Source organism: Ramlibacter henchirensis (assembly GCF_004682015.1).
Lineage (GTDB): Bacteria > Pseudomonadota > Gammaproteobacteria > Burkholderiales > Burkholderiaceae_C > Ramlibacter > Ramlibacter henchirensis.
Window position 1 is genome coordinate 2,041,461 of the sequence record NZ_SMLM01000001.1, and the last position, 12,242, is coordinate 2,053,702.

A 12,242-nucleotide genomic window follows, 5' to 3' on the forward strand; every position below is an offset into this window, starting at 1 on the left:
CTTCACGTGGCCCGACGAAGAAGCCGGTCGCTGACCGGCTTTTTTGTTGTCAGCGCGCGGCGGCCGCGTGGGTGCCTGGTTTCGCCGCCGCCGGGCTGGGCACGAAGCCGAATCGCTCGGGCAGTTCGCGCGCCGCAATGGTCTCTGGCTGCCACCGCCCCGAGTCGACCCATTCGGCCGCGACGTGCATGTCGAGCGTGTGCACGAGACCGAGACCGGCATCGGTTTCGGCGAAGAGGCGCCCCTGTTCGTCGACCAAGGTGCGCTCCACCTGCACGCGCCGCTGCGTGTGCGTCTCCACCTGCCCATCGCCCGCGAGCCGCAGGACCCACGGCGCGGCCTCGAGCTCCACGTACACGCGCTGTGGCCCGTTCTGGAAGAACCAGCAGCCTGCGTCATCGCGTTCGTAGTTGCGGTGGATGAAGTCGATCAGCTTGGCGTGACGCAGCACCGCGCCCTTGGCGTGCGGGAACGGGCCCGCGGCCTGCACGCGGTCGTCGCGCATGTACCAGCTGCCGCGCGCGTCCAGCCCCAGCCAGCCGTAGCAGTGCGGCACGTTGGGCCACTTGGCGATCGCTTGGCGGACGATGTCATCCATCGCGCCATTATGGGAGCCGCGTCACGGCTCAGCGCACGAAAGCGTCGTAGCCCGTCTTCAGGATGAGGGCGGTCACGACGATCAGGAACATCACGCGCACGAAACCGGCCCCGTGCCGAAGCGCCAGCCGCGCGCCGATGACGCTGCCGGCGATGTTGGCGACGGCCAGCGCCAGCGCGTAGTTCCACCACACGTGGCCCTTCCATGCGAAGAGGCTCAGCGCGGCGAAGTTGGTCGCCGTGTTGACCAGCTTGGCCGAGGCCGACGCATGCAGGAAGTCGTAGCCCAGCCAGCGCACGAACAGGAAGACGAGGAAGCTGCCGGTGCCCGGCCCGAAGAAGCCGTCGTAGAAGCCCAGCACGAGGCCGATGCCGCCCGCTGCCAGCGCCTCGGCGCGATGCGACAGCGTGGGTGCGTGGTGCTGGCCCAGGTGCTTCTTGATGAACGTGTAGGCCAGAACGGCCAGCAGCACGAAGGGCAGCAGCTTGCGCAGGAAGCCCGGCGAGATCACCGTCACCGCCCAGGCGCCAGCAAAGGCGCCGACCAGCCCGCAGAACGCGGCCGGCACCATCGCATGCAAATGCAGCGTGACGCGGCGGCTGAACTGCACTGCCGCGATGGCCGTGCCCCAGACCGCGGCGCTCTTGTTGATCCCCAGCAGGGTGGCGGGATGCGCGTTGGGGAGGAGGGCGAAGAGCGCCGGCACGAGGATGAGGCCGCCGCCGCCCACGATGGCATCCACAAAACCGGCCAGCAGCGAGGCGACCGCCATCCACAGCAATTCCATTGCGCGGATTGTCGCGCACGCCGTAATGCGGCCTGCGGACGCATGAGCTGGTGCGGCCGCACAAAAACAAAGGGCGCCGGGGTGAGCCGGCGCCCTTTTCAATGCATCTTCGATGCCGCAGCAATCGTTGTGGTGTTCTGTTTTGTCTCCTCGGACCCTCGCCCCTGTTGGCGGACTGTGTCCGCCAGCGAGTGGTGGCACTGTAGGCTTGCGCACCTGCTCAGTGCATCGGGATTTTCCCGGCCCAGACACAGGCGCACGCAAACGACATCGCATGCAATGGCTCAGCTGCACTACGCACTACAGCCTCGCGAGCGGCCGAGCTAAGCGGGCCCCGATGCTATAGTGCCCCGAGGCCCTTCGAGGGCCGGTTTTACATCAGGGTTCATGCAAGCGAGAACTGGATCGGCTCCCACCGCAGCCGCGCACGAGACGAGCTGCCGCATCAGGGGAGAGGCCAGTGCAGCCACCCGCAGGAACTGAATCCTTTCGCATTCCCGCGCTGAGCCGTTCGTTAGCAATTGCGGCGATCGGCTTGGCGGCCCTCCAGGTTCAGGCGCAACTCACGGTGCCCTCCGAGCCGGCGCTCACCGGCTCGCTGGGCCTGACCTACCGCAGGCTGATCGAGACCGCGCCCTCGGGCGCGAGGCTGCTGACCGAACGCGGCCCCATGCTTCAGCTGCAGCTGCAGGCCGTGCGCCCGCTCGCGGATGGCGGCGCCCTCGGTCTGCGGGGCACGTTCATCGGGGGCGACCTCGATTACGACGGGCAGACCCAGGCGGGCGTGCCGCTGACCACCCGCACGCGCCAGGGCGAATCGGGCGCCGACCTGATGTGGCGTCCGCATGCGCCGGCGCCTTGGGGCGAGGGCTGGCTCACGCTGGGCTTGCTGGCCAACCGGCGCGTGATCGAAAGCACGCCGATCGCCGGCGGGCTCGATGAAGTCTCCACCGCGGCGATGGCAGGCCTGCGCTGGCGCAGTCCGCAACTTGCGCCCGCGAGCGGATGGAACGCGCGCGTCGAAGCCGAAGCCCGCGTGAGCGTCTGGCACCGCCTGGACGTGGACTTCTACGGCGTGCTCGACAGGACGCACTTCGAGGGCGCGCGCAAGCGGATGCTGGTTGCGCGGCTGCTCGCCTCGCCGGCGGATTCGCCGTGGGAATGGGGCCTCGAGTGGAGCGGCCTGTGGCAGCCGGCCAGCAAGGCCGTGGGCGTGTCGCGCGGCGGCGCGCCGTTGGCGGGCACCACGGTGCGGCAGCCCGAACTCTCCACGCGCGACGTCACGCTGCGCGTCGGCCGCAGCTTCTAGACCCGCGCTTCACCCAGCACCCACTCGGCGGCCTTCTCCGCCATCATCAGCGTGGGCGAGTTGGTGTTGCCGCTGGTGATCGTGGGCATCGCGCCGGCATCGACGACACGCAGCCCCGCCACGCCGCGCACGAGCATGCGCGAGTCCAGCACCGCCATCGGATCGTCGTCGCGTCCCATCCTCGTCGTGCCGACCGGATGGAAGATCGTCGTGGCGATGTCGCCGGCGAGGCGCGCCAGTTCCTCGTCGCTCTGGTACTGCACGCCGGGACGCCACTCCTCGGGCTTGAACTTCGCCAGCGCGGGTTGGGCGCAGATGCGGCGGGTCAGGCGCAGCGACTGCGCCGCGACGTGGCGGTCCTGCGGCGTGCTCAGGTAGTTGGGCGCGATGGCGGGCGCGTCCTCGAAGCGCGGGCTGCGGATGCGAACGAAGCCGCGGCTCGTGGGATTCAGGTTGCAGACGCTCGCGGTGAACGCGTTGAACGGGTGCAGCGGCTCGCCGAAAGCATCCAGGCTGAGCGGCTGCACGTGGTATTCGAGATCCGGGTAGGGCTTGTCCGGCGAGCTGCGCGTGAACGCGCCCAGCTGCGAAGGCGCCATGCTCATCGGGCCGCTGCGCATCAGCGCGTACTGCAGGCCGATGCGCGCCTTGCCGTGCCAGCTGTTGGCCAGCGTGTTGAGCGTCTTGACGCCCTGCACCTTGAACACCGCGCGGATCTGCAGGTGGTCCTGCAGGTTCTCGCCCACGCCCGGCAGGTCCTGGAGCACCTCGATGCCATGCCGCTGCAGCAGCGCGCCGGGCCCGATGCCCGACAGCTGCAGCAACTGCGGTGAGCCGATGCTCCCCGCGCAGAGCAGCACCTCGGAGCTGGCACGCGCCTGCACGAGTTCGTTGCCCGTCCAGACTTCCGCGCCCTCGCAACGCAGCGCGCCATCGGCGCCGCGCACGATGTGCAGCCGTTTCACGTGAGCGTTGGTCCACATCTCGAAATTCGGGCGCCCGTAGCAGATCGGCCGCAGGAAGGCCTTGGCCGTGTTCCAGCGCCAGCCGCGGCGCTGGTTGACCTGGAAGTAGCCCACGCCTTCGTTGTCGCCGCGGTTGAAGTCCTCGGTGTGCGGGATGCCGGCCTGCTGCGCCGCCTGGGCAAAGGCGTCCAGGATGTCCCAGCGCAGGCGCTGGCGCTCCACGCGCCACTCGCCCCCGACGCCGTGCACCTCGTCCTCGCCCTTGTAGTAGTCCTCGTGCTTCCTGAAGAAGGGCAGGACGTGCTGCCAGCGCCAGTTGGCGTCCCCGGTGACCTCGGCCCAGTGGTCGTAGTCGCGCGACTGGCCGCGCATGTAGATCATCCCGTTGATGCTGGAGCAGCCACCCAGCGTCTTGCCGCGCGGGTAGCGCAGCTGGCGGCCGTTGAGGCCTTCGTCGGGCTCGGTCCTGTACAGCCAGTCGGTGCGCGGGTTGCCGATGCAGTACAGGTAGCCCACCGGGATGTGGATCCAGTGGTAGTCGTCCTTGCTGCCGGCTTCGATCAGCAGCACGCGCTTGGAAGGATCGCGCGAGAGGCGGTTGGCCAGCAGGCAGCCGGCCGTGCCGGCGCCGATGATGATGTAGTCGAAGGTGGTGTCGCTCACCCGCTCAGCTTACTTTGCCGTGGGCATCACGAACTCCGCACCTTTCCCGATGCTCTCCGGCCAGCGCTGCATGATCGACTTCTGCTTGGTGTAGAAGCGCACGCCTTCCTCGCCGTACGCGTGCATGTCGCCGAACAGGCTCTTCTTCCAGCCGCCGAAGCCGTGCCACGCCATCGGCACCGGGATCGGGACGTTCACGCCCACCATGCCCACCTGCACGCGCCGCGAGAACTCGCGCGCCGTGTTGCCGTCTCGCGTGAACAGCGACACGCCGTTGCCGTACTCGTGCGAGTTGATCAGCTGCACCGCGGCCGCGAGGTCCTTGACGCGGACGCAACCGAGCACCGGGCCGAAGATCTCTTCCTTGTAGATCTTCATGTCCGGCGTGACGTTGTCGAACAGCGTGCCGCCCATCCAGAAACCGTTGTCGCAGCCGGCGCCGGCCTTCGCGCCCTGGAACGACCGCCCATCCACCACCAGCTTGGCGCCCTCGTTGACGCCGTGGCCGATGTAGCCGGCGATGCGCTCGTGCGCCACCTTGCTCACGATCGGCCCCATCTCGGCGTCCATCTCGGTGCCGTTCTTGATCTTCAGCTGCTGGGTCCGCTTGGCCAGCAGCGGCAGGATCTTGTCGGCCGCCTCGCCCACCAGCACGCCCAGCGAGATCGCCATGCAGCGCTCGCCGGCCGAGCCGAAGGCCGAGCCGATCAGCGCATCCACCGCCTGGTCGAGGTCGGCGTCAGGCATGACCACCATGTGGTTCTTGGCGCCGCCCAGTGCCTGCACGCGCTTGCCGTGGCGCGCGCCGGTCTCGTAGATCTTCTGCGCGATGGTGGTGGACCCCACGAAGGAGATCGCCTTGACGTCCGGGTGCTCCAGCAGCGCGTCGACCGCGTCCTTGTCGCCCTGCACGACGCTGAACACGCCGTCGGGGAGACCCGCTTCCTTCAGCAGCCTGGCCATCATGAGCGAAGGCGTCGGGTCCAGCGGGCTGGGCTTGAGCACGAAGCAGTTGCCCGCCGCGATGGCCACCGGGTACATCCACATCGGAACCATGCAGGGGAAGTTGAACGGCGTGATGCCCGCCACCACGCCCAGCGGCTGGCGCATCGTCCAGTTGTCGATGCCGGTGGAGACCTGGTCGGTGTACTGGCCCTTGAGCAACTGCGGGATGCCGCAGGCGAACTCGACGATGTCAATGCCGCGCGTGACCTCGCCCTGGGCGTCGGTGAAGACCTTGCCGTGTTCGGCGGTGATGGCGCGGGCCAGCTCGTCGCGGTGCTTGTTGAGCAGCTCCAGGAACTTGAACATCACGCGCGCGCGGCGGATCGGCGGCGTGTCGGCCCAGGCCGGGAAGGCGGCCTGCGCGCTGGCCACGGCCCTGGCGACTTCGGCGCTGCTGGCCAGTGCCACCTTGCCGGTGACCTGGCCGGTGGCGGGGTTGAAGACGTCGGCGCTGCGGCCGCTCTGGCCGGGGACCACGCGGCCGTCGATCCAGTGGTCGATCGAGGTCACGGCGCCGGCGGTGCGGGTGGAATCGGGTGCGTTCATGGTCGTTCTGGAGCGGGGTCTCGGAACCTGCCAGTCTACGGCGGCGCCGGAAGGGCCGCCATTCGGCCCCGGCGCAGCCCCGTTCCAAGAGGGACTGCCTTAGCATTGCAAGTTCCCAAGTAACTCATGCAGGAAGCCACGACGCCCCGCCTCGAAACCCCCGCCGGGGGCGGCGCGAAGGCGAGGGTGCTGGGCCAGTGGACGGCCGCGCAGTTCGCCCGGCCGGGCCTGCTCGAGCAATTGCGCAAGAGCCTGGCGCGCTTCGGCCCAGGCGCCGCCTGGGACCTGCGCGGGGCCGAACAGCTGGATCACGTCGGCGCCCAGCTGCTCTGGGACCACTGGGGCGGCCGGCGGCCGCCCCAGTTGCAGCTGTTGCCGGCGCACAGCGCGGTGCTGCAGCGCGTCGAGCAGTTCGCCGCCGCACCGCCGCGGCGCGAGCGGCGCGACTGGCGCGGCCGCTATCTCGCGCTGGGCGAAGCGGTGCTGGAGAAAACCAACCAGCTGCGCGGTTTCGTGCGGCTGACCGGCCAGCTGGCGATCGACGCCCTGCGGCTTGCGCGCGCGCCGCACGAAGGTCCCTGGCGCGATTTCTCCGGCCACCTGTACCACATCGGCGCGACGGCCTTGCCCATCACGGCGCTGGTCGGCTTCCTGATCGGCGTGGTGCTCGCCTACCTGACCGCCAAGCAGTTGCGCCAGTTCGGCGCCGACGCGTACATCGTCAACATCCTCGGTGTCGCGCTCATCCGCGAGCTGGGGCCGATGCTGGCGGCCATCCTGGTGGCGGGCCGCTCGGGGTCGTCGATCACCGCGCAGATCGGCGTGATGCGCGTGACCGATGAGCTCGACGCGATGAGCGTGATGGGCATCTCGCACAGCTTCCGGCTGGTGCTGCCGCGCGCGATGGCGCTCGCCATCGCCATGCCGCTCGTGAGCGTGTGGACGACGCTGTCCGCCTTGGCCGGCGGCATGCTGGCCGCCGACGTCTCGCTGGGCATCACGCCCACGTACTTCCTGAACGCACTGCCCGAGGCGGTGCAGCTCGGCAACCTGGTGCTGGCCACTTCGAAGTCGGTGGTGTTCGGCCTCTTGATTGCGTTGATCGGCTGCCACTACGGCCTGCAGGTCGAGCCCAACACCCAGAGCCTCGGGCGGGGCACCACCGCCTCGGTGGTCACGTCGATCACGGTCGTGATCCTGGTCGACGCCCTGTTCGCGGTGGCCTTCCAGGAGGTGGGCTTCTGATGGCGCCCGTGCCGGTGCTGCCCGAGGAGGGTCAGCCCATGGTGGAGATCCGCGGCCTTCGCACCGAGTTCGAGCTGCCGGGCCGCCGTTTCGTCGTCCACGACAACCTGGATTTCACCGTGCACCGCGGCGAGGTGGTGTCGCTGGTGGGAGGCTCGGGCACGGGCAAGACGGTGCTGCTGCGGCAGATCCTGGGCCTGGAGCGGCCCGCCGCGGGCGAGATCCGGGTGCTCGGACGCCCGGTCGAGCAGCTGGGCCGTCGAGGCGCCGCCAGCCGCATCGGCATGCTGTTCCAGCACGGCGCGCTGTTCTCCGCGTTCACCGTGCTGGAGAACGTCGCGTTCCCGCTCATGGAACTGCGCACGCTGCCCCGGCCGCTGGTGCGCGAGGCCGCGATGGTCAAGCTGCAGATGGTGGGCCTCCAGCCCGAGGACGCGTCCAAGATGCCGGCCGACCTCTCCGGCGGCATGATCAAGCGGGTGGCGCTGGCGCGCGCTCTGATCATGGACCCGCCGCTGCTGCTGCTGGATGAACCGACGGCGGGCCTCGACCCGGAGAGTTCCGACGGCTTCGTCACGCTGCTGCGCGCGCTTCACCGCGACCTGGCATTGACCGTGATCATGGTGACCCACGATCTCGATACGCTCTTCGAGCTGTCCACTCGCATCGCGGTGCTGGCCGACCGCAAGGTGATCGTGAGCGGCCGGCCGAAGGAAGTGATCGCGTTCCAGCATCCGTTTGTGCATGATTTCTTCCTTGGGCAGCGCGGGCAGCGCGCCATGGAACTTCTGCGCGAGCACCCGTTCGCCGTCTAGGAGCCGAACCGCTATGGAAAACAGAGCCCACGCCCTCGCCGCCGGCCTCTTCGTCCTGGCCCTGGCCGCCCTGCTGCTGCTGCTGGGGGCCTGGCTGACCCGCGAAGGCGGCGAGCGCCACGCGTACGAGATCTCGACCCGCGAGTCGGTCACCGGCCTGCAGGAGCAGGCGCCGGTGCGCTATCGCGGGGTCGACGTCGGCAAGGTCACCGCCATCGGCTTCGATGCGAAGAACCAGGGCAACGTGCTGGTGCGGATGAACATCGAGGAAGGCACGCCGATCACGCGCGAGACCTTCGCGACGCTCTCGTTTCAGGGCGTCACGGGCCTGGCGTTCGTGCAGCTGGACGACAGCGGCCAGCCTTCTGCGCTGCTCGAGCCGAACGACGAAGTGCCGCCGCGCATCCCCTTGCGCCCGGGGCTGCTGGCGAAGCTTGCATCGCGCGGCGAAGCGATCCTCGACCAGGTCGAGCAGATCACCACGCGGGTCAACCGCATCGTGTCCGAGACCAACGAGAAGAAGGTGGCCAGCACGCTGGACAGCGTGACCCAGGCCGCCGCCAGCATCACCGCCTTGAGCAAGAACCTGGACGCGACGCTCACGGCGCAGTTCGGCCCGCAGCGGGTCGACATCCCGTCGCTGGTGCGCCGCAGCGACGCCGCGCTTGCATCCTTGCGCGAAACGTCGGACGCGGCCCGCTCCACGTTCGCGGAGATCAACCGCACGGCGCAACGGCTCAATGCGCAGAACGGGCCGATGGACCGGCTGGCCGAAGGCACGGAAGCGCTGTCGCGCGCGGCCGATTCCTTCAACACCGCCACGCTGCCGCGCCTGAACCAGGTGAGCGACGACACGTCGCGCGCGGTGCGCCAGCTCAGCCGCACGGTGAACGCCATCAACGACAACCCGCAGTCCCTGATCTTCGGCACGGGCCGCATCGACCCCGGCCCGGGCGAGCAGGGCTTCACGGCCCCGGGAGGCAGCCGATGAGCCGCTTCTTGCGCGGCGCGGCCACGGTGCTGTCGATGGCCGTGCTGGCCGGCTGCGCCAACATCGTCGACCGCCCGGTGCGCCCCTCATTGTTCGACATGGGCCCGCTGCCGCCGATCACGCCCCCGATCGAGCGGCCGGGCCCGCGCATCGCGCTGGTGGTGCCGGAGATCGAGGCCTCGGGTGCGCTGGAAGGCTCCGCGGTGCTGTACCGGCTCGCGTACGCGGACGACCACCAGCTGCGCGCCTATTCGCAATCGCGCTGGAGCGCGCCGCCCCCGCAGCTGGTGCGCCAGCGCCTGCGCCAGCAGCTCGGGCGCGAGCGTCCGGTGCTCAACCTCGACGAAAGCGCCACGCTCACCCGCGAAACCGGGCAGGCGCTCTACCTGCTGCGCATGGAGCTCGAAGAGTTCGCCCATGTGTTCGACTCGCCCACCAACAGCCGCGGCGTCATCCGCCTGCGCGCCACGCTTCTCGCCAGCACCCCCGGCGGCGAGCGCCTGCTGGGGCAGCGCAGCATCGCGGTGCAGGGCGTGGCACCGACGCAGGACGCCTCGGGCGGCGTGCGGGCGCTGACCGAAGCCACGGATGCGGCGGCCGCGGACATCAGCCAATGGCTGCTGCAGTCGCGCGTTGCTCCGTGAGCGCTGTCGCGGCGTTCAGCCCGCGAGCGCCGGGAACAGCACTTCCACGGCGAGCGCCGCGAGACGGCCCGCGCTCTCAGGTCGAGGCGGGCGCGGCGGGCGCGGCGGGCGTGCGGCGCTTGAACATGCCGTAGCCTTCCATGTGCAGCACCTGCTCGCCGCGCTGGTTGAACATCTCCCAGACGGCCCGCACCAGGCCGATCTCGGGCCGGCTGTTGAGCGGCCGCGATTCCAGCGTGCGGTGCTTGAGCGTCAGCGTGTCGCCCGGGTAGACCGGCTTCATCCAGCGGATGTTCTCCAGCCCGGGCGAGCCCATGCTGCTGGATTCACGCAGGAAGTTGTCGACGGTCAGCCGCATGGCCATCGAGCAGGTGTGCCAGCCGCTGGCGCACAGGCCGCCGAACACCGATCGGCGGCCCGCCTCTTCATCCAGGTGGAACGGCTGCGGATCGAACTTGGCGGCGAAGTCGCGGATCTCCTGCGCCGTGGGCGTGATGCTGCCGAGATCGCGCACGCTGCCCGGCTGCAGGTCTTCCCAGTACCAGCGGATCGCCATCACCGCCCTCCCGACACGTCGAGCAGGCTCATGGTCGTGTAGCTCGCTTCGGGCGAGAGCAGCCAGACGATCGCTTGCGCCACTTCGTCGGCGGTGCCTCCGCGCTGCATGGGGACGTGGTGCGCGAGCTGCTTCACGCGGTCGGGGATGCCGCCCGAAGCATGGATGTCGGTCTCGATGAGGCCCGGCCGCACGGCGTTCACGCGGATGCCTTCCGCGGCCACTTCCTTGGCCAGGCCCAGCGTGAACGCATCGATGGCGCCCTTGGCCGCGGCGTAGTCCACGTACTGCGCGGGCGAACCCAGCCGCGACGCCGCGCTGGAGACGTTGACGATCGCGCCGCCGCTTCCGCCGTGCCGTGTGCTCATCCTGCGGACCGCCTCGCGTGCGCAGAGAATCGAGCCGATCACGTTGATGCCGAACATGCGCTGGAGGCGCTCGCCGCTCATCTCGTCGACGCGCGCGGCGACGTCGACGACGCCGGCGTTGTTCACGAGATCCGTCAGCCGGCCGAGCTGCGAATCGACCTGCTCGAACATGCGCACGACCTGGCGCTCATCGGCGACGTCGGCCTGCACCGCGGTCGCGCGGCGGCCGGCGGCTTTCACCGCTTCCACCACCTGTTGCGCTGCTTCTTCGTTCGCCGTGTAGTTGACCGCGACCGACCAGCCCCGCGCCGCCGCGAGCCGTGCCGTCGCCGCGCCGATGCCCCGGCTCGCACCCGTGATCAGGACCACCCGTTCCACCTGCACCTCCTTGCCGCTGGACGACTACGATAACGGCCGATTAGAACAAAGGACAGGAGACTCCATGGCGGCCGCCATCGACTACTACTTCACCGCGCAGAGCCCGTGGACCTACCTCGGCCACGATCGTTTCGTGCGCATGGCGCGCGAGGCCGGCGCGCAGGTGCGGGTGCGGCCGGCCGACTACGGCAAGGTTTTTCCCGTCAGCGGCGGCTTGCCGCTGCCCAAGCGCGCGCCGCAGCGGCAGGCCTACCGGCTGGTCGAGCTCAGGCGCTTCTCGCAATTCCTGGACATTCCGTTGAACGTGCAGCCGAAGCATTTCCCGGTGGCCGCCGACGATGCCAATCGCCTGATCGCCGCGGTGGAAGGCGCGGATGGTGCGGATGCAGCGTTCAAGCTCTGTGGCGCAGTCTTCGGCGCGGTGTGGCGGCAGGAGCGCGACATCGCCAGCGCGCAGGTGCTGGGCGAACTGCTCGCCGAATGCGGCCTGCCGGCCGCGCGGCTGGAGCAGAGCCGCGACGCGAGCGTGCAGCAGACCTACGAGGCGAACACGCAGGCCGCGATTGACGCCGGCGTCTTCGGTGCGCCAAGCTACGTGGTCCACGGCGAGATCTTCTGGGGCCAGGACCGCCTGGACTTCCTCGAGCGCAAGCTGCGGTCTATCAACTGACAAGGAGACAAGGAATGGGTGCTTTCGTGGACCTGAAGGCCGCCGATGGCTTCGTTTTCCCGGCGTATGTGGCGCAGCCCGCGGCCAAGGCCAAGGGTGCAGTCGTGGTGCTGCAGGAGATCTTCGGCGTCAACTCCCACATCCGTTCGGTGGCCGACGGCTACGCGAAGGAGGGCTACCTCGCGGTGGCGCCTTCCACCTTCCACCGGCTCAAGCCGGGCGTGGAGCTGGGCTATTCGGAAGATGACATGGGCGCCGGCCGCGCGCTCAAGGCCGCGGCGGAAGCGCTGCCCGCGCCAGGCGTGATGCAGGACATCCAGGCCGCCATCCAGCATGCCGCGCAGGCGGGCAAGGTCGGCATCGTCGGCTACTGCTGGGGCGGCCTGCTGTCCTGGCGCGCGGCCTGCACGCTGGACGGCCTGTCGGCCGCGGTCTGCTACTACGGCGGCGGCATGACCACGCCGGACGAGTCCGCGCGGCGGCCCAAGGTGCCGGTGCTCGCGCACTTCGGCGAACGGGACCACTTCATTCCGCTGGTGGGCGTGGAGGCTTTCCGCAAGGCGCATCCCGAAGTCGAGGTCCACGTCTACGCGGCGGACCACGGCTTCAACTGCGACCAGCGGGGCTCGTGGAACGAGCCCGCGGCAAAGCAGGCGCGCGAGCGTTCGCTGGCGTTCTTCGCCCAGCACCTTGCCGGCTGAC

At 69.5% G+C, this 12,242-nt stretch carries 13 protein-coding genes; 7 read left to right on the forward strand and 6 right to left on the reverse strand.

The features are described from left to right. Window positions 1-49: 49 nt before the first annotated feature. Both EZ313_RS10080 and EZ313_RS10085 read right to left on the reverse strand, forming a co-directional pair. Entirely contained in the window at window positions 50-598 is a 549-nt protein-coding gene (locus EZ313_RS10080) for a DUF2946 family protein (protein ID WP_135263023.1), read from the reverse strand. A 28-nt stretch (window positions 599-626) separates the two neighbouring features. Beyond that, entirely contained in the window at window positions 627-1,385 is a 759-nt protein-coding gene (locus EZ313_RS10085; RefSeq protein WP_135263024.1) for a sulfite exporter TauE/SafE family protein, read from the reverse strand. Between the two features lie 535 nt (window positions 1,386-1,920). Here EZ313_RS10085 and EZ313_RS10090 point away from each other — a divergent pair. Next, complete coding sequence (locus EZ313_RS10090) at window positions 1,921-2,694, forward strand: hypothetical protein (RefSeq protein WP_135263025.1); 774 nt, start codon at window positions 1,921-1,923, stop codon at window positions 2,692-2,694. Here the strand turns inward: EZ313_RS10090 and EZ313_RS10095 are convergent. Together EZ313_RS10095 and EZ313_RS10100 are read right to left on the reverse strand one after the other, a co-directional pair. Continuing rightward, window positions 2,691-4,322, reverse strand: a complete 1,632-nt coding sequence (locus EZ313_RS10095; protein ID WP_135263026.1) for a GMC family oxidoreductase — start codon at window positions 4,320-4,322, stop codon at window positions 2,691-2,693. The genes EZ313_RS10090 and EZ313_RS10095 overlap by 4 nt on opposite strands. Window positions 4,323-4,331: 9 nt before the next feature. Continuing rightward, the gene (locus EZ313_RS10100; protein WP_135263027.1) at window positions 4,332-5,873 is read right to left on the reverse strand and encodes a CoA-acylating methylmalonate-semialdehyde dehydrogenase; all 1,542 of its coding nucleotides are present in this window, start codon (window positions 5,871-5,873) and stop codon (window positions 4,332-4,334) included. Between the two features lie 126 nt (window positions 5,874-5,999). Here EZ313_RS10100 and EZ313_RS10105 point away from each other — a divergent pair, with 126 nt between their 5' ends. The 4 genes from EZ313_RS10105 to EZ313_RS10120 are packed head-to-tail and all read left to right on the forward strand — an operon-like array spanning window position 6,000 to window position 9,568. After that, on the forward strand, window positions 6,000-7,118 hold the full coding sequence (locus EZ313_RS10105; RefSeq protein WP_135263028.1) for an MlaE family ABC transporter permease: 1,119 nt from the start codon (window positions 6,000-6,002) through the stop codon (window positions 7,116-7,118). After that, complete coding sequence (locus tag EZ313_RS10110; protein ID WP_135263029.1) at window positions 7,118-7,933, forward strand: ABC transporter ATP-binding protein; 816 nt, start codon at window positions 7,118-7,120, stop codon at window positions 7,931-7,933. Before EZ313_RS10105 ends, EZ313_RS10110 begins: the two co-directional genes overlap by 1 nt. Before the next feature lie 13 nt (window positions 7,934-7,946). Further along, window positions 7,947-8,924, forward strand: coding sequence for an MlaD family protein (locus EZ313_RS10115; protein ID WP_135263030.1), 978 nt, complete (start codon window positions 7,947-7,949; stop codon window positions 8,922-8,924). Then, entirely contained in the window at window positions 8,921-9,568 is a 648-nt protein-coding gene (locus EZ313_RS10120; protein WP_135263031.1) for an ABC-type transport auxiliary lipoprotein family protein, read from the forward strand. Before EZ313_RS10115 ends, EZ313_RS10120 begins: the two co-directional genes overlap by 4 nt. Window positions 9,569-9,644: 76 nt before the next feature. Here EZ313_RS10120 and EZ313_RS10125 read toward each other — a convergent pair whose 3' ends face one another. Next, window positions 9,645-10,124, reverse strand: coding sequence for a MaoC family dehydratase (locus EZ313_RS10125; protein ID WP_135263032.1), 480 nt, complete (start codon window positions 10,122-10,124; stop codon window positions 9,645-9,647). Next, the gene (locus tag EZ313_RS10130) at window positions 10,124-10,870 is read right to left on the reverse strand and encodes an SDR family oxidoreductase (protein ID WP_135263033.1); all 747 of its coding nucleotides are present in this window, start codon (window positions 10,868-10,870) and stop codon (window positions 10,124-10,126) included. The genes EZ313_RS10125 and EZ313_RS10130 overlap by 1 nt, the downstream gene beginning before the upstream one ends. Window positions 10,871-10,934: 64 nt before the next feature. Between EZ313_RS10130 and EZ313_RS10135 the strand changes: the two genes are divergently transcribed. Continuing rightward, window positions 10,935-11,540, forward strand: coding sequence for a 2-hydroxychromene-2-carboxylate isomerase (locus tag EZ313_RS10135; RefSeq protein WP_135263034.1), 606 nt, complete (start codon window positions 10,935-10,937; stop codon window positions 11,538-11,540). Window positions 11,541-11,554: 14 nt separating this feature from the next. Then, entirely contained in the window at window positions 11,555-12,241 is a 687-nt protein-coding gene (locus tag EZ313_RS10140) for a dienelactone hydrolase family protein (protein WP_135263035.1), read from the forward strand. The last annotated feature ends 1 nt before the right edge of the window (window position 12,242 follow it).